At 68.9% G+C, this 23,011-nt stretch carries 26 protein-coding genes; 11 read left to right on the plus strand and 15 right to left on the minus strand.

What is annotated here, in order from left to right; genetic code table 11:
- Position 1: 1 nt before the first annotated feature.
- From ACI7YT_RS00500 to rpsN, 4 genes are all read left to right on the plus strand, one after another.
- Positions 2 to 655 carry a DNA-3-methyladenine glycosylase gene (locus tag ACI7YT_RS00500; RefSeq protein ID WP_406250633.1) on the plus strand — a complete coding sequence of 218 codons (654 nt, stop codon included), beginning with the start codon at positions 2 to 4 and terminating at the stop codon, positions 653 to 655.
- A 117-nt stretch (positions 656 to 772) separates the two neighbouring features.
- A complete protein-coding gene (gene rpmB, locus ACI7YT_RS00505; protein ID WP_243228355.1) occupies positions 773 to 1,009 on the plus strand; it encodes a 50S ribosomal protein L28 in 237 nt (78 codons plus the stop codon).
- A complete protein-coding gene (rpmG, locus tag ACI7YT_RS00510; protein ID WP_046014935.1) occupies positions 1,009 to 1,179 on the plus strand; it encodes a 50S ribosomal protein L33 in 171 nt (56 codons plus the stop codon). The genes rpmB and rpmG overlap by 1 nt, the downstream gene beginning before the upstream one ends.
- A 3-nt stretch (positions 1,180 to 1,182) precedes the next feature.
- Positions 1,183 to 1,488, plus strand: a complete 306-nt coding sequence (gene rpsN / locus ACI7YT_RS00515; RefSeq protein WP_406248177.1) for a 30S ribosomal protein S14 — start codon at positions 1,183 to 1,185, stop codon at positions 1,486 to 1,488.
- Positions 1,489 to 1,607: 119 nt separating this feature from the next.
- On the opposite strand, the gene ACI7YT_RS00520 is transcribed toward rpsN, so the two are convergent.
- Entirely contained in the window at positions 1,608 to 2,432 is an 825-nt protein-coding gene (locus ACI7YT_RS00520) for an alpha/beta hydrolase (protein ID WP_406248179.1), read from the minus strand.
- 141 nt (positions 2,433 to 2,573) lie between these two features.
- Here ACI7YT_RS00520 and ACI7YT_RS00525 point away from each other — a divergent pair, with 141 nt between their 5' ends.
- The 3 genes from ACI7YT_RS00525 to ACI7YT_RS00535 all read left to right on the plus strand — a co-directional run bounded on the left by ACI7YT_RS00525 (position 2,574) and on the right by ACI7YT_RS00535 (position 5,749).
- Positions 2,574 to 3,161 (plus strand): TetR/AcrR family transcriptional regulator, encoded by a 588-nt coding sequence (locus ACI7YT_RS00525; RefSeq protein WP_406248181.1) that lies wholly within the window; start codon positions 2,574 to 2,576, stop codon positions 3,159 to 3,161.
- A 183-nt stretch (positions 3,162 to 3,344) separates the two neighbouring features.
- Entirely contained in the window at positions 3,345 to 3,632 is a 288-nt protein-coding gene (locus tag ACI7YT_RS00530) for an HU family DNA-binding protein (protein ID WP_120230127.1), read from the plus strand.
- Between the two features lie 122 nt (positions 3,633 to 3,754).
- The gene (locus tag ACI7YT_RS00535; protein WP_406248183.1) at positions 3,755 to 5,749 is read left to right on the plus strand and encodes a cytochrome c oxidase assembly protein; all 1,995 of its coding nucleotides are present in this window, start codon (positions 3,755 to 3,757) and stop codon (positions 5,747 to 5,749) included.
- 4 nt (positions 5,750 to 5,753) lie between these two features.
- Here the strand turns inward: ACI7YT_RS00535 and ACI7YT_RS00540 are convergent, their stop codons facing one another.
- The gene (locus ACI7YT_RS00540; RefSeq protein WP_406248185.1) at positions 5,754 to 6,815 is read right to left on the minus strand and encodes a hypothetical protein; all 1,062 of its coding nucleotides are present in this window, start codon (positions 6,813 to 6,815) and stop codon (positions 5,754 to 5,756) included.
- A 73-nt stretch (positions 6,816 to 6,888) separates the two neighbouring features.
- On the opposite strand from ACI7YT_RS00540, the gene ACI7YT_RS00545 reads away from it, so the two are divergent.
- Positions 6,889 to 8,274, plus strand: coding sequence for an ATP-dependent RecD-like DNA helicase (locus ACI7YT_RS00545; RefSeq protein WP_406248187.1), 1,386 nt, complete (start codon positions 6,889 to 6,891; stop codon positions 8,272 to 8,274).
- Here the strand turns inward: ACI7YT_RS00545 and ACI7YT_RS00550 are convergent, their stop codons facing one another.
- Positions 8,275 to 8,922, minus strand: a complete 648-nt coding sequence (locus tag ACI7YT_RS00550) for a heme oxygenase (biliverdin-producing) (protein WP_406248189.1) — start codon at positions 8,920 to 8,922, stop codon at positions 8,275 to 8,277. It lies immediately after the preceding gene.
- 44 nt (positions 8,923 to 8,966) lie between these two features.
- The gene (locus ACI7YT_RS00555; RefSeq protein ID WP_406248191.1) at positions 8,967 to 9,284 is read right to left on the minus strand and encodes a DUF2470 domain-containing protein; all 318 of its coding nucleotides are present in this window, start codon (positions 9,282 to 9,284) and stop codon (positions 8,967 to 8,969) included.
- A gap of 94 nt (positions 9,285 to 9,378) precedes the next feature.
- On the opposite strand from ACI7YT_RS00555, the gene ACI7YT_RS00560 reads away from it, so the two are divergent.
- Positions 9,379 to 10,662, plus strand: coding sequence for a serine hydrolase domain-containing protein (locus ACI7YT_RS00560; RefSeq protein ID WP_406248193.1), 1,284 nt, complete (start codon positions 9,379 to 9,381; stop codon positions 10,660 to 10,662).
- Positions 10,663 to 10,667: 5 nt separating this feature from the next.
- Positions 10,668 to 11,348, plus strand: a complete 681-nt coding sequence (locus ACI7YT_RS00565; protein WP_406248195.1) for a FadR/GntR family transcriptional regulator — start codon at positions 10,668 to 10,670, stop codon at positions 11,346 to 11,348.
- A gap of 10 nt (positions 11,349 to 11,358) precedes the next feature.
- Here ACI7YT_RS00565 and ACI7YT_RS00570 read toward each other — a convergent pair whose 3' ends face one another.
- The 5 genes from ACI7YT_RS00570 to ACI7YT_RS00590 form a co-directional block, all read right to left on the minus strand.
- Positions 11,359 to 12,015 carry a response regulator gene (locus tag ACI7YT_RS00570; protein ID WP_406248196.1) on the minus strand — a complete coding sequence of 219 codons (657 nt, stop codon included), beginning with the start codon at positions 12,013 to 12,015 and terminating at the stop codon, positions 11,359 to 11,361.
- Entirely contained in the window at positions 12,012 to 13,304 is a 1,293-nt protein-coding gene (locus ACI7YT_RS00575) for a sensor histidine kinase (protein ID WP_406250634.1), read from the minus strand. The genes ACI7YT_RS00570 and ACI7YT_RS00575 overlap by 4 nt, the downstream gene beginning before the upstream one ends.
- 50 nt (positions 13,305 to 13,354) lie before the next feature.
- Positions 13,355 to 14,176: an ABC transporter permease subunit gene (locus ACI7YT_RS00580; RefSeq protein WP_406248198.1), complete on the minus strand. Its 822-nt coding sequence runs from the start codon at positions 14,174 to 14,176 to the stop codon at positions 13,355 to 13,357.
- Positions 14,173 to 15,084, minus strand: coding sequence for an ABC transporter ATP-binding protein (locus tag ACI7YT_RS00585; RefSeq protein ID WP_406248200.1), 912 nt, complete (start codon positions 15,082 to 15,084; stop codon positions 14,173 to 14,175). Before ACI7YT_RS00585 ends, ACI7YT_RS00580 begins: the two co-directional genes overlap by 4 nt.
- Positions 15,085 to 15,241: 157 nt before the next feature.
- Positions 15,242 to 15,406, minus strand: coding sequence for a hypothetical protein (locus ACI7YT_RS00590; protein WP_406248202.1), 165 nt, complete (start codon positions 15,404 to 15,406; stop codon positions 15,242 to 15,244).
- Between the two features lie 148 nt (positions 15,407 to 15,554).
- Here ACI7YT_RS00590 and ACI7YT_RS00595 point away from each other — a divergent pair, with 148 nt between their 5' ends.
- Positions 15,555 to 16,730 carry a MalY/PatB family protein gene (locus tag ACI7YT_RS00595; RefSeq protein WP_406248204.1) on the plus strand — a complete coding sequence of 392 codons (1,176 nt, stop codon included), beginning with the start codon at positions 15,555 to 15,557 and terminating at the stop codon, positions 16,728 to 16,730.
- Positions 16,731 to 16,732: 2 nt separating this feature from the next.
- On the opposite strand, the gene ACI7YT_RS00600 is transcribed toward ACI7YT_RS00595, so the two are convergent.
- From ACI7YT_RS00600 to ACI7YT_RS00625, 6 genes are all read right to left on the minus strand, one after another.
- Entirely contained in the window at positions 16,733 to 17,719 is a 987-nt protein-coding gene (locus ACI7YT_RS00600) for an aldo/keto reductase (RefSeq protein WP_406248206.1), read from the minus strand.
- Positions 17,720 to 17,815: 96 nt separating this feature from the next.
- A complete protein-coding gene (locus ACI7YT_RS00605; RefSeq protein WP_406248207.1) occupies positions 17,816 to 18,619 on the minus strand; it encodes an ABC transporter ATP-binding protein in 804 nt (267 codons plus the stop codon).
- A gap of 13 nt (positions 18,620 to 18,632) precedes the next feature.
- Complete coding sequence (locus ACI7YT_RS00610) at positions 18,633 to 19,520, minus strand: ABC transporter permease (RefSeq protein ID WP_406248209.1); 888 nt, start codon at positions 19,518 to 19,520, stop codon at positions 18,633 to 18,635.
- 20 nt (positions 19,521 to 19,540) lie between these two features.
- Positions 19,541 to 20,512: an ABC transporter substrate-binding protein gene (locus ACI7YT_RS00615; RefSeq protein WP_406248211.1), complete on the minus strand. Its 972-nt coding sequence runs from the start codon at positions 20,510 to 20,512 to the stop codon at positions 19,541 to 19,543.
- A gap of 35 nt (positions 20,513 to 20,547) precedes the next feature.
- Positions 20,548 to 22,266, minus strand: coding sequence for an allophanate hydrolase (gene atzF, locus ACI7YT_RS00620; protein ID WP_406248213.1), 1,719 nt, complete (start codon positions 22,264 to 22,266; stop codon positions 20,548 to 20,550).
- Positions 22,263 to 22,994 (minus strand): GntR family transcriptional regulator, encoded by a 732-nt coding sequence (locus tag ACI7YT_RS00625; RefSeq protein ID WP_406248214.1) that lies wholly within the window; start codon positions 22,992 to 22,994, stop codon positions 22,263 to 22,265. The genes atzF and ACI7YT_RS00625 overlap by 4 nt, the downstream gene beginning before the upstream one ends.
- Positions 22,995 to 23,011 lie beyond the last annotated feature (17 nt).

Here is a 23,011-nt window from a genome sequence, read left to right on the forward strand (position 1 = left end):
GCTGCACAGGGCTGCTCGCGAGGAGCTCGCAGGCCTGCCCCTCGAGGTCGCGCCGCGACTGCTGGGCGGGCGGCTGCGCACCGTCGTCGACGGCTCCCCCGTGACGCTGCGCATCACGGAGGCCGAGGCGTATCACGGTCAGGGCACGGGTCTCGTGCCCGACCCGGGGTCTCATGCCCGGATGGGTCGCACGGCGCGGAACGCCACAATGTGGGGAGAGCCCGGTCACCTCTACGTGTACCTGAGCCACGGCATCCATTCGTGCGTCAACGTCGTCTGCGCGCCGGACGGCATCGCCGGCGGTGTGCTGCTCCGGGCCGGCGAGGTGGTCGAAGGACAGGATGCCGCGGCCTCCCGATCCGGACGGACGGGACGCGACCTGGCCAGAGGGCCGGGGCGCTTCGGGCAGGTGTCTGGGCTGAGGCATCCGCGCCACGACGGCATCGACGCGGTGACCGGGACGGAGTGGGCCGGCGCGCAGGCGGAGCTGTGGCTCGACGATCCGCTGAGCAGGATCGCGAGCGGGCCGCGGGTCGGAGTCGCAGGGGTGGCCGGTACGCAGGCGTTCCCGTGGCGGTTCTGGATCCCGGGAGACCCGACCGTCTCGGCCTTCCGGTGGGGGCGCGGAGCGGCCGCGGCATCCATGCTAGACTGACTCTTTGTCTGCGCACACTCCTGTGCGCAGTTCGCATGCCGGGCTCGCAAGGACGGCACGCAGACAAGGGATCTTGGGTGAGGCCGTCCGGTCTCACGGTATTGAAGGAGTAATCACATGGCAGCAGTGTGCCAGGTGACAGGAGCTGTTCCCGGCTTCGGTCACAACGTCTCGCACTCGCACCGCCGGACGAAGCGCCGCTTCGACCCGAACGTGCAGAAGAAGACTTACTACGTTCCGTCGCTCGGTCGTAAGATCACGCTCAACGTGTCCGCCAAGGGCATCAAGGTGATCGACGCGCGCGGCATCGAGAAGGTTGTCGCCGACCTCCAGGCGAAGGGTGTGAAGCTCTAATGGCCAAGAAGGCACAGGACGTACGTCCGATCATCAAGCTCCGCTCGACGGCGGGCACCGGTTACACCTACGTGACCAAGAAGAACCGTCGCAACACCCCCGACCGCCTCGTGCTGAAGAAGTACGACCCGGTGGTCCGCAAGCACGTCGAATTCCGAGAGGAGCGTTGATCCATGGCTAAGAAGAGCAAGATCGCTCGCAACGAGCAGCGCAAGGTCATCGTCGAGCGCTACGCAGAGCGTCGCGCCGAGCTGAAGAAGACGCTCGTCGACCCGAACGCCACCGACGAGGCCCGCGAGGCAGCTCGCGTCGGCCTGCAGAAGCTGCCGCGCAACGCGTCGCCGGCCCGCGTCCGTTCGCGTGACGCCATCGACGGCCGCCCCCGTGGCATGCTCACGAAGTTCGGCATCTCGCGTGTCCGCTTCCGTGACATGGCGCACCGTGGCGAGCTGCCCGGCGTGACCAAGTCGAGCTGGTAAGCACTCTCCAGCAATTCTGAAAAGGGCGGGGTTCTTCGGAACCTCGCCCTTTTCGTGTGCCCTGGGATGGTGCTTCTGCGGACCGGGCGCGCTCATTCGCGTCTCCGCACGCCGCTGACTCACCAGGCGACGGGCGCCGTCGCATGCTTCTCGGCCCAGGCGATGGCGTCGTCGGCGATCTGCTCCCACCCGTCCTGGCTGACCAGGCGGTGCGTGCGTCCGGCGTATTCCTTGTACTCGACCACCGCGGGGCTGCCGGTGCCGCGGTACTTCTTCACGATCGCGCGGCCGATGGCCGGCGGTACGACGTGATCGATCTCGCCGGCGAGCACGAGCAGCGGTGCGCGATCGGCACGGGCGTAGTTCACGTGTGTGACACCGCCGGATTCGTTGAACGCCGACGCGACGCCTTCGAAGAACACGCGGTTGTACGAATTCACCGCGTACTGCTCCCAGAGGCGATCGGACTCGGCACGAGAGAGGTCGTTGCCGAACGTGAAGTGGAAGTGCCGCTTCGACAACGGCGTGGCGCCGTTGCGACCGAACGGGTTCGCCAGGATCGGCGTGCCGGTCCAGAGCGTGGACAGGGGGAGCGTCGTGATGCCGGCGGTCTGTCCGGGGGCTACGGCGACGTACGCTGCGCCGACGCCGCGGTCGGCGAGCATCTGCGTGATCACCCCGCCGAACGAGTGGCCCATGATTATCGGCTTCTCGGGCAGTGCGTGGATGATGCGCTCGTAGTGATCGACGATCTGCTTCAGGCCGATGCCCTTCAGCGCGGAGGGATCGCGACGGACGTCTTCGACGCTGCGGTCGTCGATACCCGGCCAGCCGGGGACGATGACCTCGTGGCCGAGGTCGCGGAATCGGTCCGCCCAGGTGTTCCAACTCTGGGGGGTCATCCAGAGGCCGTGGATCAGGACGATCGGGGTTGTGCTGCTCATTTCTTCATCTCCTGTTGTCTGCGATCCGGACCATCCGAATCGTTGTAAGCTGATAGTAGACAGAACGATCGGTCTACGCAAGATATTCCGGACAATCGAGAAATCAGGTTCGGGATGACACGATGAGAGAGGAAGGATCCGATGAGCACTTCGAACACGACACCACGGCCGAGCGCGGCACGCACGCGGCTGCTGGATGCGGCGACCCGACTCTTCTACGAGGAGGGCATCCATGCGGTCGGAATCGACCGCATCATCGCGGAGGCCGGCGTCACCCGCGCCACGCTCTACAAGCAATTCGCCGGAAAGGAGAACCTCGTGCTCGCGTACCTCCGTGGAGAGGACGAGGTGCTGCGAGGGCTGTTCGCCGCCGCCGCAGGCGTGAGCGACGACCCGGAGGTCCTCCTGAACGCCACCGTTGACGGTATAGCCGCGGACGTCCGCGATCGTCACACCCGAGGGTGCCCTTTCATCAATGCGGCCGCGGAGTATCCGGATGCCGACGGCGCCGTGCGCGCGCTGATCTCCGAGCATCGCGAGTGGTTCCGCTCCACGCTCGAATCGCTGGCCGAAGCGGCAGGACTCGACGATCCGACGGATGCCGCGGCATCCCTCGTCCTGCTCAGAGATGCCGCTCTCGTCGGCGGATATCTCGACGGCGACGAGCGTGTGACGCCCGCTTTCGAGCGGGGCGCGCGGGCGCTGATCGCCGCGCATCGTCCACGCTGACCCGTCGGATGCTGTGACGGAAGTGACGAATGTGGCCCGACACGCCGCCGAAAACGTCAAAACCCGCGAAATGACGCGGAAATGTCGGCCATCGTTGATACATTCGAGGCGGTCGAACGACCAGGAGCATCCGCTCCGACCCACACCAACAACGCGACGGGATCCTCGTCGCTGGAGGATGACATGGCTGACAAGTCCATCACCAAGACCGAGCTCGTCGCGAGCATCGCTTCCGCCACCGGCCAGAGCCAGGCCACCGTCTCCGGTGTGCTCGACGCTCTGTTCTCCTCGGTCTCCGACGCTGTTGCCAAGGGCAGCAAGGTCTCGATCCCGGGCTGGATCTCGTTCGAGCAGGTCGACACCGCCGCCCGCACGGGCCGCAACCCGCAGACCGGTGCCGAGATCAAGATCCCGGCCGGCAAGCGCGTCAAGGTGACCGCTGGTTCCAAGCTCAAGGCTGCCGTCAAGTAAGACTGCTTCCTTTCGAAGGCCGCTCCCGTCGAGGGGGCGGCCTTCGTGCGTTCGCCCTGGACCGTTCGCCCTGGACCGTCCGCTTGGGAATCCGCGTCCGCGGCGCCGCGTAGGCTTGACGGGTGACCACGCCAGCGCAGCGGGTCTCGGCGTACCGCATCGCCGGACCCGCGATCCTCCTCATCGCCGGTGTCGTCGCCACCGTTCTCGCCCTGATCTACGGCGGTGGTGCCGAAGCGCCGCGCCTGCTCGACCCGGGCCCCGTCGTGCGCTGGGGTCTGCCCGTCGTCAAGATGCTGAGCAACGTCACGGGCGCCATCATGCTCGGCTCCCTCGTGCTCGCTCTCTTCGCCCTCAAGGTCGGCACCCGGCCCTTCGAACGGGCGATGGATGCTGCATCGGCAGGAGCCGCGGCCTTCACGGTGGCCTCAGGGGCGGCGGCGTTCCTCACGTTCATGTCGGTGTTCAACCCGGCGCTGAGCGCGGATCGGCTCTTCGGCGAGCAGCTGGGGAACTTCCTGCTGAACACGGCGCTCGGCCAGTCCTGGCTCATCACGACCCTCATGGGCGCGACCGTCACGGTGCTGGCCTTCGCCTGGCGCACCTGGACACCGGCTCTGCTCACGGCGATCCTGGCCGCGGCATCCTTCCTCCCGCTCGCCACCCAAGGGCACTCCGGCGACGTCGCCGGCCACAACATCGCGGTCAACTCGATCCTGCTGCACACGATCGGCGCCGCGGTATGGCTCGGCGGCCTCCTGCTCGTCGTCCTGCTGCGCCGCACGCCGGATCTCGACGTCACCGCGCTCGTGCAGCGCTACTCGACGCTCGCACTGGCGGCGTTCGTCGTCGTCGCGGTCTCCGGCCTCGCACGCTCGATCGTCGCGCTGGGGGACTGGGACGGTCTCCTGACGCCGTACGGCGGCATCCTGATCGCCAAGATCATCCTGCTCGTCGCGATGGGCATCCTCGGGGCCTGGTACCGTGCGCGCCTCATCCCCCGGATCGACAAGAACCGCGGGTGGTTCTGGATGCTCGTGCTGTGCGAGGTCGCGCTCATGGGTCTGGCCTCGGGGGCCGCCGCGGCGCTCGCCCGCACCGAGCCGCCGGTGGGAGAGACGCCGCCGGCCGTGCGGACGCCGGCGGAGATCCTCACCGACTCGCCGCTGCCGCCGGAGTTCACGCTCGACCGCTGGTTCACCGAGTGGAACATCGACGTGCTGTGGCTGGTGGCCGGCGGCTTCGGTCTGGTGTTCTATCTGGCAGGGGTCGTCCGGCTGCAGCGCCGTGGCGATCGCTGGCCGATCCACCGCACGGTGTTCTGGGTGTTCGGCGTCCTGCTGCTGGTCTGGGTGACCAGCGGTGCGCTCAACGCGTACCAGGACTACCTGTTCAGCGTGCACATGATGGGGCACATGCTGCTGTCGATGGCGATTCCGCTGCTGCTCGTCTCGGGGGCGCCGATCACGCTCGCCCTGCGCGCGATCGAGAAGCGCGACGACGGGACCCGCGGCGGGCGCGAGTGGATTATGTGGGCCGTGCACTCGCCGTTCGCCCGCGTCGTGACGCACCCGTTCGTGGCCGCGGGGATCTTCATCGGGTCGCTGTGGGCGTTCTACTTCACCGACCTGTTCCGGTGGTCGATGTACGAGCACCTCGGTCACGAGTGGATGATCGCGCACTTCCTCATCTCGGGCTACCTGTTCGTGATGAGCCTGATCGGCGCGGACCCCGTCCCCTACCGACTGCCGTACCCCGGACGCCTCATCACTCTGATCGCCGTGATGGCGCTGCACGCGTTCTTCGGCATCGCGATCATGATGCAGACCGGGCTGATGGTCTCGGAATGGTTCGGTGCGATGGGGCGCACGTGGGGCCCGACGCCGCTGGAGGACCAGTACATCGGCGGCGGCATCGCGTGGTCCGTCGGCGAGATCCCCACGCTGATCCTCGCGATCACCGTCGCGATCCAGTGGAGCCGCAACGACACGAAGGTCCAGCGCCGGCGCGACCGGCACGCGGATCGCACGGGCGAGGCAGAGCTCGAGGAGTACAACGCCCGGTTGGCGGAGCTCGCCGCCAAGGACGCCAGGGCCGCGGCGCGCGAGCGCCGCTGACCCGCTATCCCTCCGCCGGTGACCCGACCAGGATGGATGCCGAGCCGTCGGGGAGGATCGTGATCGTCCCGTTCACCTGGAACGGCACGTCCTCCGACACGTGCTCGATCGACCCGTCGAAGAGGGAGCGGATGTCGACCTCGATGTGCGCCACGGCATCCGTCGCGGGGATCATCCACGAACCGCCGTCCGGCTCGACCGTCACCCGAGGCTGCTGGGCGATCGACCACGTCGGCTCGCCGTCGATCCGATTGGCGACGTCGTAGCCGAACGGGCACGCGGTGGGCTTGAGCACCTGCTGCGTCGTGCAGCCGGTGAGGAACTCCTCGACGCGCTGCTGCACCACGGCGACGAACTCGTCGGTCGCGGTGGCGTTCACGTCGACCGGGGTCGACGTGAGCGGCGCGTCGGCCAGGACGCTGACGCCGGGGGATTCCGAGATCGCGGTGTCGACCGTGACGGAGTACACCCCGGGTGTGAACACGAGCAGCGAGATCGGTGCGGTCGGGTCGGCTTCGGCACCGGATGCCGAGACCTGGCCCCGCTCGAGGGCGAACCCGTTCACGGCGAACCGGTCGGCCCCGACCAGTGACAGCTCAACGGCGGCGAGCGGACTCGCGTTGAAACGCCAGCGCGGTGCGACACCGATCCAGCCGTCCTGCTCGACGCGGAAGGTGCTGACGCCGGGGTGGCCGTTCGCCGAATACGAGACGGTGACGTCGCTGATGCCGTCCTTCTGGCTCGTGGAGACGACCTCGAGATCGGTCAGCGGGGCGAGAGCGGCCTGGCGCAGCAGCGCCTCCGACGCGGTCGGGTCCACACCCGCATCCTCGAGCGTCGCGCGGTCGACGGCGACCCCGGGGACGAGCAGAGCGTCGCCCGCCTTGCCGGCGGCCAGCAGGTCGAGGTACCGGGTCACGAACGAAGCCGGGCTGTAGAACTGCTGGTACAGCGCTGCGCCTCCGGCACCGAGTGCGGCGAGGAGCAGAACGCCGATCAGCACGAGGATCGACAGATCGACCCCGAGGCGCGCGCGCCGGGGCGACCCGGCCGCAGGCTGCTCCATGGCGTCAGTCTATGAGGGGCGTCCTGGGACGAAGCCGAGCATTGCCGGAGGTTGCGGGGCACGGCGACGTACCATGGATGCCGTGTCCCTCCCCGCTCTCTCCGCCGAACAGGAAGCCCTCTTCCGACTGATCGAGGACACCGACGAGCACGTCTTCGTGACCGGCCGCGCCGGCACAGGCAAGTCCACGCTGCTGCAGCACTTCGCCTGGAACACCAAGAAGCAGATCGCGATCTGCGCCCCGACGGGCGTTGCCGCGCTCAACGTCGAGGGGCAGACGATCCACTCGCTGTTCCGGCTGCCGATCGGTCTCATCGCCGACAGCGAGATCGATCAGAGCGATCCGACCCGACGCATCCTGAACGCGATCGAGACGCTCGTGATCGATGAGGTCTCGATGGTCAACGCCGACCTGATGGACGCCATGGACCGCGCGTTGCGCCAGGCGCGCGGGCGTCGAGCGCAGCCGTTCGGCGGCGTACAGGTCGTCATGTTCGGCGACCCCTATCAACTCGCCCCCGTACCGCCGCGGGGCGATGAGGCCCGCTACGTCGAGGACCACTACCGCTCGTTCTGGTTCTTCGACGCGAAGGTGTGGGCCGGTGCATCGGGCGATGACGGCCTGCTCGATCTCGGACGCCACGGCGCGCAGCTGCACGTCCGCGAACTGGTGGAGATCCACCGCCAGTCGGATGACGGGTTCAAGGCCATGCTGAACGCCGTCCGGTACGGACGCGTGACCGCCGAGATCGCCGAGGTACTGAACACCCAGGGCGCGCGTCCCCAGCCGGACCCGGAACCGGGCGAGGTGCCGATGATCACGCTCGCCACCCGCAACGACATCGTGAACAGCATCAACCGCCGTCATCTTCTGGCGCTGGGCGGACGGGAGCAGACCGCCAAAGCCGAGATCAACGGCGACTTCGGGCGGGGCGAGTCGAACTTCCCGGCGGATGCCGAGCTCAAGCTCAAGGTCGGCGCCCAGGTGATGTTCCTGCGCAACGACACGGCGATGGCGGGGGAGCCCCCTCGGTGGGTGAACGGCACGATCGGGACCGTCACCCGCATCCTCGGCGGCTCGGTGCGCGTCGACATCGACGGCGAGGAGGTCGACGTCGAGCCGGCGGTGTGGGAGAGGTACCGGTACGCGTACAACCCGCTGACCAAGACGCTCTCGCGCGACGTCGTCGCGGAGTTCACGCAGTTCCCCCTGCGGCTGGCGTGGGCGGTGACGATCCACAAGTCGCAGGGAAAGACGTACGACAGGGCGCTGATCGACCTGGGCTCCGGTGCGTTCGCGCCCGGCCAGACCTATGTCGCGCTGAGCCGGCTGACGTCCCTGGACGGGCTCTACCTGTCTCGGCCGCTGCGGCCGAGCGACATCCGTGTGGACGAGGACGTGCGCCGGTTCATGCGCGCGGCGTGGGAGCGCAACTCGACCCCCGAGGTCACCGCCTGATCAGGCGGCGGCGCGGGCGCGGTCCAGGTCCTCGAACAGCTCGGTGTTGAACCGGTACGCCAGCAGCACTTCGGCGATGACGCGCTCGCGCTCGGCATCGTCCCACGGAGCGGCATCCAGCTGGTCGCGGTAGACGTCCTTGAAGGCCTTCGGGTCGGCGATGTCGTCGAACAGATAGAAGCCGATGCCGTTCGTCTCGAATCCGAAGCGCCGCTGCATGACGCGGCCGATGAAGATCCCGCCGGACAGGTCGCCGAGGTAGCGCGTGTAGTGGTGGGCGACGAAGCCCCCGGGCCACGTGGCGCCGACCTGCTGGATCCGCTCGACGTAGCGCCGTGTGGTGGGCAGCGGCTGGATCCGCGAACGCCAGTCAGCGCCGACGAGGAACTCGAGGTCGGCCTCCAGCGCCGGTAGGCGCGTGAGCTTGTCGCTGAGGAACACCGAAGCGACCCGGTCGTGGCGCATCCGCTCGCCGACCGCCTCGAGCGCCTCGTAGATGAAGTAGTGCTGCGTGACGAGCGCGATGTAGTCCTCGCGCGAGCCCTCGCCGGTCAGCAGCTCGCCCATGAATCCGGCGTGCTCGCTGCGGGAGTGCGACCCGGACGAGCGCTCGCGCAGCGCCGCGGAGAACGACAGGAGTTCGGACATGCCCCCAGTGTAAGGGCAACCTAACCTCTTGCGTAGTGCGGATTTCAGGCGTGCGGTCTCGGTTCGACCCCGAGGCGCTCGCAGGCCGCGTCGTACAGTGCGACGATCTCGCGCCGCACGGCAGGGCGCTCGGCGATCGCGCCGCCCGGCCACGATACGCGCAGCTCCTCGTCGGTGCCGTCTGCCCGCGTGATGCGCCACACCCCGGCGTCGCCGTCGAACCCGGTCATCACGGCATCCGCGATCGGGGAATCGGATGCCGGGGCGAACGCGCGGCCGATGAGCAGGTTGTCATCGGTGTGGTCGCCGTTCATGTGGCGCAGGACGGCTGCGACCACGTCGGCGTCGAAGGTGTGGGGCACGCCCCTACTGTAGGACGGCGCCGCCCCGAGGAGTCCGGGGTGTCTTTCAGGATGCGGCCTCTAGACTCTCTGGAGATACCCAGGGAGTGGATCAATGCACCTTCTGTCGTCGCGCCGCATCGGCGCAGCAGCAGCCTCAGCCGCGGCGCTCGCGCTCGTTCTGGCGGGCTGCTCCGGTGAAGCGGACGTGACGTACACGCCGCCGCCGCAGGTCGACGGCGCGCTTCCCGAGGACACCGTGGCGCAGATGCAGGCCGCGGTCGACAACGCCATCACGGCATCCGGTTCGTCCGGTGCGATCGTCGGCGTGTGGGTGCCGTGGAGCGGCGAATGGGTCGCGGCGACCGGGACGCAGGCACAAGGCGATGACACCGAGGTGACCACCGACATGTCGTTCCGTGTGGCTGATGTCACCCGGCTGATGACCTGCGACGTCCTGTACGGCATGGCCGACGACGGTCTCATCGAGCTCGACGCGCCAGTGCCGGATTACGTCTCCGGTGTCGCGGACCTGAAGGACATCACTCTGGTCGACCTGTGCAACGGTGCGGGCGGCATCGGCTCCTCCGAGGGGAAGCTGAAGAACGCCTGGCTCACGACGCCCGAGCGCGTGTGGAGCCCTCTGGAGCTCGCGTCCTTCGGCCTCGGTGAGGCGGCATCGACGCCGCGCACCGCGTACCGGGATTCCGACTCCGGCTACCTGCTGCTCGGGCTCGCGCTCGAACGCGCGTCCGGCATGACCGCGTCCGCGCTCATCGACAAGTACGTCACCGACCCGCTCGAGCTCACGCACACGCGTCTGCCCGGATCGAGGGCGGCCGCGGCATCCGATGGTCCAGTGCTGCGCGGCAACCACCTCCCCGCCGTCGAGGGCGGCTACGACTGCACTGCACCGATCGATGTCAGCGTCGCTTCGGCGAGCATGGGCTTCACCGATTCCGGCGCCGTGTCCACGATCGAGGACCTCGGCACCTACATCCAGGCGACGGCCGCGCAGGCGCTGCGCGCCGAGGACGCGGAGCCCGCACGCTTCGGTGCGCCGCTTCCGGCGTCGGCGGGCGCTCCCTCCTGGTATCAGGCGACGGGTGGCGCGTTCCTCGTCGGATCGATGATCGGTCAGCAGGGCTGGACCGCGGGCTACGCCACATCGGCGTACTCGGATCCCGCGACCGGATTCACGGTCGCGGTCACGCTGAACACCTCCGCGTCCGGCAGCAGCATCGCGGCGTATCTCGCGTGGGAGCTGGCCGCGATCGCGTCCAAGGTCCCCGCCGCCGAGGGGCAGACCGCCCCCGAATTCGGACTGCCCTTCACCGCGGAGCAGTACCACGACACGATCGCCTCGGCCGTCACCTGCGCGGCTCCTCCCGCCGGCTGACGACCGTGCCGGATCGCCCGACCGGCTCGCACAAGGCCGTCGAGACGCTGAACTACCTCAAGGCGCGCATCACGCGCGGCGACTGGCCGATCAACAGCCGCATCCCGCGCGAGCCGGAGCTCATGGCGATGATCGGAGTCGGCAAGTCGACCGTGCGCGAGGCCGTCCGTGCGCTTGCGAGCCAGGGGATGCTGGAGCCGATCACCGGCGTCGGGACCTTCGTGCGCTCGCGTACTCCGGTGGCCTCTGTGGTGACGGACCACCTCGCCGAGTACTCCCTCGACGAGGTTCTCGTCTATCGCCGTGCTCTCGAGATGGAGGCCGTGCGGCAGGCCGCAGTGCTCCGCACCGACGAGCAACTGGCGCAGCTGAGGGCCGTCTGCGAGCGCGACCTGCGCATCACCGCCGGCACGCCGTTCGCGAAGGAGCTGGGCGAGACGCCGGGGAGTTTCCACCATCTCGTGTTCGAGGCCTCGGGGAACCGGCTGCTCGCCGGCCTGTACGTCGCCGTCATGCCGGTGATCCGCGGGGCCGTCCGTGGCGGGCGGCTCCGGCACGGTGCGGATCTCGGCGTCTTCGACGAGGACCACGCGGCCATCCTCGGTGCGATCGAGGAACAGGATGCCGTGGCCGCCGCTCTCGCCATGGCGGTCCACCTGGATCACGATCTCGTGGTCGTGGGCTGACCCGACCTCGTCAGTCGACGAGTCCGAGGCGGTGGGCGAGGATCACGGCGTGCACGCGGTCACGGGCGCCGACCTTCGCCAGCACCCGGCCGACATGCGTCTTCACCGTGGACTCGCTGAGGAAGAGCGTCTGCGCGATCTCGGTGTTGGAGAGTCCGAGAGCGATCTGGACGAACACGTCGCGCTCCCGCTCGGTGAGGGACGCCGTCGGGTCGTCCTCGGGCGGCGTGCTCGTGAGCCGCGGACCCACGTGTTCGAGCAGGCGGCGGGTCACCCGCGGCGCGAGCACCGCATCGCCGCGGTGGACGGCGCGGACCGCGGTGATCAGCTCGTGTCGCTGCGCGTCCTTGAGGAGGAAACCGCTCGCACCCGCCTTGATCGCGCCGAACGCGTACTCGTCCAGGTCGAAGGTGGTCAGCACCAGCACGCGCGTCTGCGGATGCGCCCGCACGATCTCCTCGGTGGCGGCGATGCCGTCGACCCCCGGCATCCGCACGTCCATGAGGACGACGTCCGGGGCGAGCGCCGAGGCGCGTGCGATCGCGGCGGCGCCGTCGGAGGCTTCGCCGACGACGACGAGGTCGTCTTCGGCCTCCAGGACGAGCCGGAAGCCGATGCGGATGAGCTCCTGGTCGTCGACGAGGAGGATGCGGATCTGCTCGGTCATGGGGTCTCCTCCGAAGTGCCGGTGGCCGGGAACTCCGCACGCAGCACCCATCGCCCATCGCCCGCCGCGCCGGCGTCGAGCGTGCCACCGAGATGCGCGGCGCGTTCGGCGAGTCCTCGGATGCCGAAGCCGCCGGAATCCGGCGTGGCGTCCGCCCCTGCCCCGTCGTTGACGACTTCGACCACGACCGGATCGGCCGCCCTGTCGATGCGCACCGACACGGCCGTCGCCTGCGGCGCATGGCGCATGGCGTTCGTGACGCCCTCCTGCACGACCCGGCCGATGGCGAACTCGATCGCCTCGGCGACGCGGGCGTCACCCGAGACGGAGAGTCTCACGGGATAGCCGGCGCGCTGCGCGGCCGCGACGGTGGTCCGAGGATCCACGGGGACGGTGGGAGTGAGCGGAGCATCGGAATCCCCGTCGCGCAGCACCCCCAGCATCGAACGCATCTCGGTCAATGCGCCGCGTGCGGTCGCGGCGGCGGCGACCGAGGCATCCCTGGCGCGATCGCGATCCGCTGTCGCCGCCGCGCCCTCGGACAGCGCGACGATGACCGTCAGCGAGTGCGAGACGACGTCGTGCATCTCACGGGCGATGCGGGCGCGCTCGGCGGCTGCGGCGATCTGCGCCTGCTGGTCCCGTTCGTTCAGCAGCTGACGGGAGCGGTCGATGATGGCCTCGACGTAGCGCTTCCGTCCGCCGACGTTCGCGCCGATCAGCGTGCCGATGAGAGCGAGCACGAGTTGGCCGAGTACTCCGTTCACCGCCGCCTGGAGCGTGAAGACGCCGGAGAGGTGCAGCAGCGTGAGGAGCGTCAGGCTGCCGATCCCGATACCGAAGGCGATCCAGGCGGCGCGCGACGAGCGGTAGACGGCCATGCCGTAGCTCGCGACGAGCAGCAGGGGCCCGCCGGCCGGTTCGAGCAGGAACATGTACGCGGCCGCCACGATGTACGACGCGACGAGCACCGTCGTCGGCCAGCGGCGCCGACGCAGCATCAGCAGGATGCAGGTGGCCAGGACCAGGACCGAGATGCCGATGCCGGCGGCCAGCGGTGCGGGTTCGGCGGGGACGAGACTGCCGTCCGGCGCGATGCGGGCCGTCGTGTAGCCCGTGGCCGACCCTGCAGACAGGAGGAGGCAGACCAGCGCGATCAGGATGTCGGCGAAGAGCGGATGCCGCGCCCAGAACCGCCTGATCATGCCCGGTGGACGCGGCAGACGCAGCTCCTCCGCCGCGGCATCCCTTTCGGGAATGCTGCCGGCGGAGGAGCTGCGATCGCTCATGCTCGACACGGGCTCGACTCTACGCGTCGATGATTCCCGGTGGCGTGCTCTCACGCGTCGCGGGTACGCAGCACTGCCCACGCTCCCAGCATCCCGGCGACGACCCATCCGGCCAGCGTGAGATACGCGACCTCGGGGGAGAGGCCGTCGACTCCCTCAGGCACGGGGTTGATGGCGTACTGCGCGGCGGACATCGGCAGGTAGCGCGAGGCCTCCGCGATCCACTGCCAGGCGTCCCCGGCCATGTTGAACGTCATCGAGATGATCGGCAGCACGAACAGCAACCCGACGGTCGCCGCGATCGCGCCGGCGCCGGAGCGCAGGATGAACCCGAAGGCGACGCCGATCAGAGCGAACACCGCCATCGCCGCGGAGGCGAGCAGGATCGGTCGGATGGTGACGTCGAAGTCGGCCCAATCGAGACCCAGACCCTTCGACTCCGCGATCGGGGTGATGACGAGAGCCGCGGCGAAGAAGATCACCAGCGACGCGACGAACAGCAGCGCGCCGAGCACGACGGCCTTCGCCGCCAGCACCATGCCGCGCACCGGTACGGCGGCGAGAGTGGAGCGGATCATCCCGGTGGAGTACTCGCCGGTCACCGCGATCGCGCCCAGGATGCCGGCGAGCAGCATCGTGAACTGGATCGGTGAGACGACGGCCTGGATCATGGGGAACTGGTCGGCGGCACTCACCGTCGAAGCGATCAACGTGGCGATCCCGACGGTCAGCAGGGCGGTGATGCCGATCGACCACCAGGTCGAGCGCAGCGTGGCGATCTTGATCCATTCGCTGCGCAGAGCATGACCGAAGGACAGGCCGTACGGCGATGCCGTGCGCGTCTCGGGGGCGGAAGCGGTCAGAGTGCTCATGCGATCTCCTTGGTCCGGTACTCGACCGCATCGCCGGTGAGCGCCAGGTAGGCGTCCTCGAGCGATCCCGTCGTGGGGGTGAGTTCGTGCAGCGGGATGCCGCGGTCGGCGGCGATGTCCCCGATGCGGGATGCCGGAAGCCCGACGATCTCGAGGAGATCCGGCTCGGTGCTGACGATCTCGACGCCGGCGTGCGAGACGGCCTCGGCCAGCGCCGCGGCTCGCGGTGTGCGCACGCGGACCGTGTTGGCCGTCCAGGCCCGCACGAGCTCATCCAGCGAGGCATCGGCCAGGACCCGGCCCCGACCCATCACGATGACATGGTCAGCGGTCTGCGCCATCTCGCTCATGAGGTGGCTGGACAGCAGCACGGTACGGCCTTCGGATGCCGCGTGCCGCACGAACTGGCGCACCCATCGGACACCCTCCGGGTCGAGTCCGTTGACGGGCTCGTCGAGGATGAGGGTGTGCGGGTCGCCCAGCAGTGCGGAGGCGATGCCCAGGCGCTGGCCCATGCCGAGTGAGAACTTCCCGGCGCGCTTGCGTGACACGGGGGTGAGGCCGGCCAGTTCGATCACCTCGTCGACGCGGGAGGATCCGATACCGTGGGTCGCGGCCATGGCGCGCAGATGGTTGCGTGCGGTCCGCCCGGTGTGCACGGCCTTGGCGTCCAGCAGGACGCCGACCGCGGTCAGCGGGGCGGACAGGCGACGGTACTCGACGCCGTCGATCGTCGTGCGCCCTGCCGTCGGGCGGTCCAGCCCGACGATCATGCGCATGGTGGTGGACTTGCCGGCGCCGTTGGGGCCGAGGAAGCCGGTGACCGCGCCGGGGCGGATCGTGAACGACACGTCCTCGACGGCCGTCTTGTCGCCGAATCTCTTCGTGAGGCCTTCTGCTGTGATCATGTCCTCGACGCTACGGAAGCGGGGCGTCGGCGCGCGTCCTCCTGCGGTACCGTTCGTGGACTGTCGGTCGGCACCGCAGGACCATGACCGAGAGAGGCCGCGACGGTTCCCCGTCGCGGCCCCCTTCACCGGTGCGCAACCAGTGCGCCACCGGATGTCAGACTCTGTTCCGCCCGCCTATCACACGGATCAGGAACGCGATCAGTGCGATGACGCCGACGATCAGCGCCACCCACAGCAGCCAGTTCAGTGCCGTGTTCAGGCCGCCGACGATGGCGAGGATGACGGCGATGACGATGATCAGCACCAATGCGATGTTCATGAACGACTCCTTCGCTCGGGTTGTGGAACGATCATGCCGCGTCGACGCGGATCGGCCAGGAGGGTTGACGCGCGCTCTTGCGCGGTGGTAGCCGCGCCCGCGTGCCGCCAGGACAGCGAGAATGGGAGGACGAGTTCAGAGGAGAGACATGGCAGCGCATTCCTTCGACGCGATCACCGCGGACGATCTTCGGCAGGCCGGCAGCGTGAAGTGGACGGCTTTCCCCGATACGATCGGCGCGTTCGTCGCCGAGATGGACTTCGGCGTCGCTCCGGCGATCACCCAGGCGATCGACGCGTCGCTGGAGGCCGGGCTCACCGGCTACCTGCCGACACGGCTGACGACGCAGCTCGCCGAGGCCACGGCATCCTGGTATTCCGAGAAGTACGGCTGGGACGTCCCGGCCGAACGCGTGCGGGCCGTGCCGGACGTGATCGCGGCGTTCGAGTTCGCCATCACCTCGTACACGTCGCCTGGGGCTGCGGTCATCGTCCCGACGCCTGCCTACATGCCGTTCCTGACGGTGCCCGGCCGCCTCGGCCGTCGCGTCATCGAGGTCCCGAGCATCCTCGTGGACGGGCGCTGGGTCATGGACCATGCAGGGGTGACGGCGGCGTTCGCGGACGGCGGCGAGCTGCTCGTGCTCTGCAATCCGCACAACCCGCTCGGCACGGTCGCCACCCGTGACGAGCTGCTCGAGATCTCCGCCACGGTGGATGCCGCGGGCGGACGGGTCTTCAGCGACGAGATCCATGCACCGCTCGTGTTCGCCCCCGGCGCGCACATCCCGTACGCGTCGGTGTCGGATGCGGCGGCCGCGCACACCTTGACCGCGGCATCCGCGTCGAAGGCGTTCAACCTCGCCGGGTTCAAGTGCGCGCAGCTGATCTTCTCGAACGAGGAGACAGAGCGCCTGTGGGAGGAGGACGGCGGCTGGGCCGGCCACGGCACGGCGACGATCGGTGTCATCGCGAACATCGCCGCCTACACGGGAGGAGAGACGTGGCTCGACGACGTCGTGGAGTACCTCGACGGCAACCGGCGGCTGCTGGCCGAGCTGGTCGAGGAGATCCCCCGCGTCAGCGTCGTGGTGCCGGAGGGCACGTACATCGCGCTGCTCGATTTCCGCGAGACCGGACTGACCGGAGATCTCGGAGCGTGGTTCCGCGAGCATTCCGGCGTCGCCATGACCGACGGGTCCGCATGCGGCGCGGCGGCGATCGGGTACACGCGTTTCGTGTTCGCCACGCCGCGGCCGATCATGGTCGAGGCCGTCGAGCGGATCAAACGGGCGCTGGCGGAGGCGGACGAGCGGGTCGCCTGATCTCAGCGTCCGACGGCCTGCATCCCCGCCGCGTTGTAGCGGTCGCCGGCGACGCCGAAGCGCCCGACGAGAGCATCCAGGTCTGCGATGTCGTCGGCTGAGAGGGCGACCGTCGTGGCGGCGGCGTTCTCGTCGATGCGCTCGCGGCGACGCGTGCCGGGGATCGGCACGATGAAAGGATGCTGCGCGAGCAGCCAGGCGAGGGCGATCTGGCCCGGAGTCGCTCCTCGCGCAGCGGCGAGCGTCTTGACGTGATCGACGAGCCGGAGGTTGGCGGCGAGGTTCTCGGCCTCGAAGCGGGGGACCTTGGCGCGGATCTCGTCGGAACCGAACGTGCTGTCGGCGGTCACGGTTCCGGTGAGGAAGCCCTTGCCCAGCGGGCTGAACGGGACGAATCCGATGCCGAGCTCGGCGCAGGCCGGCAGGACCTCCGGCTCCGGATCCCTGGTCCACAGCGAGTACTCGCTCTGGACCGCCGTCACCGGGTGCACGGCGTGCGCTCGCCGGATCGTCGCGGCCGCCGCCTCGGAAAGGCCGAAGTGGCGCACCTTGCCCTCGGCGATCAGCTCGCCGACGGTGCCCGCGACGTCCTCGATGGGAACGTCAGGGTCGACGCGGTGCTGGTACAGCAGGTCGATCGTCTCGATGCCGAGGCGCTGCAGCGAACCCTCCGCGGCAGCGCGGATGCGTTCGGGGCGGGAATCGACGCCGACGGAGGCGCCGTCCACGATGTCGAAGCCGAACTTCGTGGCGATCGTGACGCGGTCCCTGATGGGGCGGAGCGCTTCGCCGACGAGGTCCTCGTTGTCGTACGGTCCGTAGACCTCTGCGGTGTCGATGAACGTGACGCCGTGATCGACCGCGTAGCGCAGGACGTCGATCATCTCCTGGCGGTCGCCGGGGTTGGGGCCGTAGCTCTGGGACATGCCCATGGCGCCGAGGCCGATCGCGGAGACTTCGAGGCCCTGGCCGAGAGTGCGGGTGTGCATGGGTGGTTCCTTCCGTCGGGGCCAGCGTAGGCCGAGCGGATGCCGCGAGGGAGGGTCTGTCAGTACACCCCAGGTGTGCAGGCGCCGGACTTCCGGTCAGCCCGCGGGGGCGAGCCGGTGTGCGTTTCCGGCGTGCACGAGGGCGTCGATGTGCCGCTCGATCTCGTTGAACTCCGGAGAGTTCACGTCGCGATCCGCGGGCAGGTCCACCGTGACGACCTCGCGCACATGCCCCGAGATGCCGTGCGCTGTACCGCCGGCCATCACCATGACGCGATCTCCGAGGTAGACCGCCTCCTCGATGCTGTGTGTGACGAACAGCACGGTGATGCCGGCATCCCGCTGGATCCGCTGCAGTTCGTGCTGCATCTCGGTCCGGGTGAGCGCGTCGAGTGCCCCGAACGGCTCGTCCATCAGCATGACCGACGGCGTGTTCGCCAGCAGCCGCGCGATCGCCACGCGCTGCTGCATGCCTCCGGACAACTGGTGGGGGAAGGACGAGGCGACACGAGTCAGGCCGACCGAATCCAGTGCCTGAGTCGCACGTTCCTTCACGACCGTCCGCGGCAGCCGGGCCTGGCGCGGACCGTATTCGATGTTCTCGCGGACCGTGAGCCAGGGGAACAGCCCGTAGTCCTGGAAGACGACCCCACGGTCGGGCCCGGGGCCCGTCACTTCCACGCCGGCGACGCGGAGGGAACCGCCGCTGATGGTCTCGAATCCGGCGACCATGCGCAGAAGCGTCGACTTGCCGCATCCTGATGCGCCGACGATGCAGACGACCTCGCCGGCTCGGATCGTGATGTCGACATCCTCGACGGCGGCGATCGGCGCACCGGGATAGTTTTTGCTCACGCCGGCCATCACGATGTCCGCTGCGTGCTGTTCGGGAACGCTCATGCTGTGCTCCATGTCACTTCTGGATCGGTCGGCGCCCGAAGGCGACCGAGAAGACGAGGGTGAGCAGCCGGTCGGCGATGAAGCCGGCCAGACCGATGACGATCATGCCCACGATGATGAGATCGGTGCGCGATTGCTCGCGCGCCTGTGTGATGAGAGCGCCGAGTCCCGTGCTGATGCCGACGGTCTCGCCGACGACGAGGATGACCCAGCCGAGCCCCATGGCGATGCGCATCCCGCTGATGATCTGCGGTGCCGCGGCGGGGATCACCACCTTGTACAGGGACTGGAGCTTCGGGGTGCCCAGCATGGCCGCCGCCTCGAGGAGGCGCCCTGGAACCTGGTGGACTCCGCTGATGGTGTTCAGCAGGATCGGGAAGACGGCGGCGATGAAGACGAGGAACACGGTCGATCGGTCTCCGAAGCCGATGATGAGCAGGGTGAGCGGCGCCCACGCGGTGACCGGGATCGGGCGGACGAGGTTCACCGTGGGCTCCAGCATCCGGAACAGCAGCCGGGAGCGGCCCATGAGGACGCCCAGCGGCACGGCCACGGCGACGGCCAGCGCGAACCCCTGGAGGACGCGCAGGGTCGAAGCCGCGAGATGCTCCCACAGGGTGCCGCTGAACGAGTCGTCGTAGACGCCGCCGACGGCCAGATCCACGCCGCGCAGAGCGACCTCTCCCGGCGTCGGCAGGAACGTCATCTTGATGTCGAAGGGGAGCGTCCAGCCGTACTGCACACCCAGGTGCCAGCCGATGAGGATGAGGATCGGCACCGGCAGAGCGATCATCCAGCCCAGGGGGAGTCGGCGCCGCCCGGTCGACGAGCGAGCGGGTCGGGTCGGGGCGACGACGGGGGCGTCGGCGCGATCGGGCGGGGTCTCGACGGTCGTGGTCATGGTCTCATCTCCTCAGGGTCTCAGTCCCGCGCCGACGCGACGAAGGAGCCGTCGGTGAGCAGTTCCGCATCGACGGCGGAGGAGACCTGATCGAATTCGAGCATCTCGTCGCCCATGGCCTGCAGCGTGCTCAGGTAGTCGTCGGTGAGATCCCACGTCGGCCAGATGTTCTCGATCGCGGTGGCGGTCACATCCGGGTCCAGGGCGAACTCGTCGACGAGCCCTTCGGCCCAGGCGTCGGTGTCAGCCGCCATGTGATCCACGGCGGCGATGTGCGTGTCCACCACCTCCTGAACCAGCTCGGGGTCGTCGGCGATCATCGAGTTGCTCGTGGCCAGGACGATGTTGGTTCGGCCGATGGAGGTGTCGTACGCCGACATCAGCTCGTGCCCGCCGCCCTCGATCGCGATCGACGGGCCGACCTCCGCCGAGATGAACGCGTCGATCTGGCCGGACGAGAAGGCGCCGGCGAGGTCTGCGAACGGCAGGTTGACGAGTTCGACGTCGGAGGCGGGGTCGATCCCCTGCGACTCGAGCGTGCGCTTGAGCAGGATCTCCTGCGTGGCTCCCATCGGGAAGCCGATGCTCGTCCCGACGAGGTCCTCCGGGGAGGTGATGTCCTCCGTCGCCACGATCCGCGTGCCGCCGTCGGCGGCAGCGGCGACGATGCGGACGTCCTGCTTCTCGGCGACGCCGGCGATCACGGACGCCGCGCCGGTCACGCCGAAGTCGACGGAACCCGACACGATCGCGTTCTTGATGTCACTCGAGGTGTCGAAGAGCACGATCTCGAAATCGATGCCCTCCGGTGCGAACTCCTCGTAGAAGAACGGGCTGAACAGATGCGGCTGTGCGCGCAGCGTGCCGATCGTGACGGTGGTGCCGGCATCGTCGGATCCGGCGGATGACGCCGTGGTGCAGCCGGTCAGGGTGGCAGTGGCGAGGAGGGCGGCGGCGGTGGTGGCGATGAGGGCGGGGGTGCGGAAGGTCATGTGGGCTCCAGGTTCTCCGGGCGGGGGATGGGTGGTCAGGCGACGACAGGCTGGGAGGATGCCGCGCGGAATCCGCGCCAGCCGCCGAACCCTGTGATGTCGCGTTCGGTGCGGTAGACGGATGCGGTGAAACCGAGGACGGTGCTCCCGTCGGCGAGCTCGATCTCTCCGAGCGCGAGCGGGGCGCCGATGCTGCGCAACAGCTGCGAGACGGCGAGCGGCGACAGCCGCCAGAGCTCGCCGGGGAGCTCGGCTCCGTCCTCGCCGCGGATCACCGCGGGGCGGTCGATCTCGCCTTCGACGAGCAGCATGCGGAAGTGGTCCCGTGTCCGGATGTCTCGGACGAAGCGCGCACCCAGCGATTGCAGCTGCGCATTCAGAGGTTCACCGCGCAGATGGGCGCCGAAGACGGCGAGGTCGATGCCGGGGATCGACAGGGTCGCCTCCTCCTCGGACTCGCCGACGAGGCGGGATGCGAGGTCGAGCGCGACTTGGTCGTGGAACGCCGGTACGACGACGGATACCCCGTATCCGCCTTCCGTCGACGTCGAGACGGGCACGGCGACGGCTGCCATGTCGAGCAGGTTGACGAAGTTCGTGAACGTCCCGACGCGGCTGTTCACCCCGAGAGGGTCCTCGGCCACTTCCGCGATCGTGGGGTGCACGGGTGCCGTCGGGATCAGCAGCGCATCCATCCCGGCGAGAGCCTGGCGCGTCTGAAGCTTCGCCGCATCGACCGCCTGCTGCGCGTCGATCACGGCGACACCGCCGGTTGCCATGGCGCGCCCGGCGATCGTTGCGACCGTGGGGTCGGCGCCGTCGGGGTGCGCCTCCAGGAACGCCCCGTACGACCAGGCGCGCTCGCTGACGAGCCCGCCGCCGTAGAGCAGCTGAGCGGTCGCGAGGAACGGGCGAAGGTCGATCGTCCGGAACTCCGCACCGAGGTCGGCCAGGCGTGCGACCGCTGTGTCGAAGGCCTCGCGTGCTCCGGGGGCGAGTGCGACCAGATCGTCCTCGCGCGGGACGGCGATGACCGGGAGGGCGGGGGCGGCGAGTGGAGCATCCACGGCCCAGTCCCGGCTCTTGGGGTCAGTCGTCGAGACTCCGACGACGGCATCCATCACGAGTGCGGCCATGTCCGTCGCGCGAGCGAACACCGAGACGGTGTCGTACGACGGCGAGGCGGGGACGACGCCGTCGAGGGGGAGCAGTCCCAGTGTCGGCTTGACACCGAGGATGCCGTTGAAGGCCGCCGGAACACGGCCTGATCCCGCCGTGTCCGTGCCGAGCGAGAAGTCGACGAGCCCGAGTCCGACGGATGCACCGGATCCCGAGCTCGATCCGCCGGCGACGCGCTGCGGGTCGAGTGCGCTCGTGACGACGCCGTACGGGCTACGGGTCCCCACGAGTCCGGTGGCGAACTGATCCATGTTGGTCTTGCCGACGAGGAGGGCGCCGGCGAGCAGCAGCCGCTCGACGACGACCGCGCTGCGCTCCGGCCGTCGTCGGAATGCGGGGTGGCCGGCAGTCGTCGTGAAACCCGAGACGTCGATGTTGTCCTTGACGGCGAACGTCGTGCCGGCGAGTGGAAGGTGCTCTCCGGCGAGCAGCCGCTGCCGGATCGCCTCGGCATCCGCCGTGACCTCCTCCGGCGTGCGCAGGCTGATCCAGATCGACGCGGGCGCCTCGCGGATCGCGGCGAAGAGCGTCGCGATGTCGGCGGAGAGGGACTCGTGTGAAGCGAGAGCGATCATGCGTGCTGGTCCGTTCTGTGATTCATGTGGGAGATCTGCATGGCGCGCGCCGCGCGCGCCTCGACGATCGACTGCGATTGGCCGACGTGCGTGCGGAGGTAGTCGCGGGCCTCGCGAAGCCGACCGCGAAGTACCAGGTCGAGGATCTCGAGGTGCTCGCCGATCGTGGCGTCGACTCGGTCCTGGGTGAGGTAGTCGTGCATGCGGATCGGTCGGATCCTCCGATTGACCCGCTCGAGGGCGGTCACGAGTTCGCCATTGCCGGCCGCGCGCAGGAGCGAGACGTGGAACTGCTCGTCGGCGTCGACGAAGCCGGGGTCGGGCGATACCCCGGCGTCGAGCCGGCTCTGCCACAGTGCTTGCTCTTGCGTCAGCGTCGGAACCTCGTGACGGATGGTCGGATCGCCGATAGCGCGTTCCAGGCCGTGGGATTCGAGCAGGATCCGCAGCTCGTACAGCTCGGTGAATTCTTCGAGCGTCGGCATGTATCTGTACAGCGCACCGTCCCGCTTGACCAGCAGGCCGTCGGCCTCGAGGCGGGCGAGCGCGTCGCGAACCGGCGTGCGCGACACGACGAACCGGTCGGCGATGTTCTCTTCGGTGAACCGATGGAACGGCGAATGGGTCGCCGTGAGCAGTTCGGCGCGGAGCTCTTCGTAGATGCGCACCCGGGCCGGCCGACGGCGTGAGGTGCCGGCCTCGTGCGGTGTGGCCAATGATGTATCCATTGCTGGACAGCGTGTTG

The sequence above is a fragment of the Microbacterium sp. M genome, assembly GCF_045181065.1.
GTDB lineage: Bacteria > Actinomycetota > Actinomycetes > Actinomycetales > Microbacteriaceae > Microbacterium.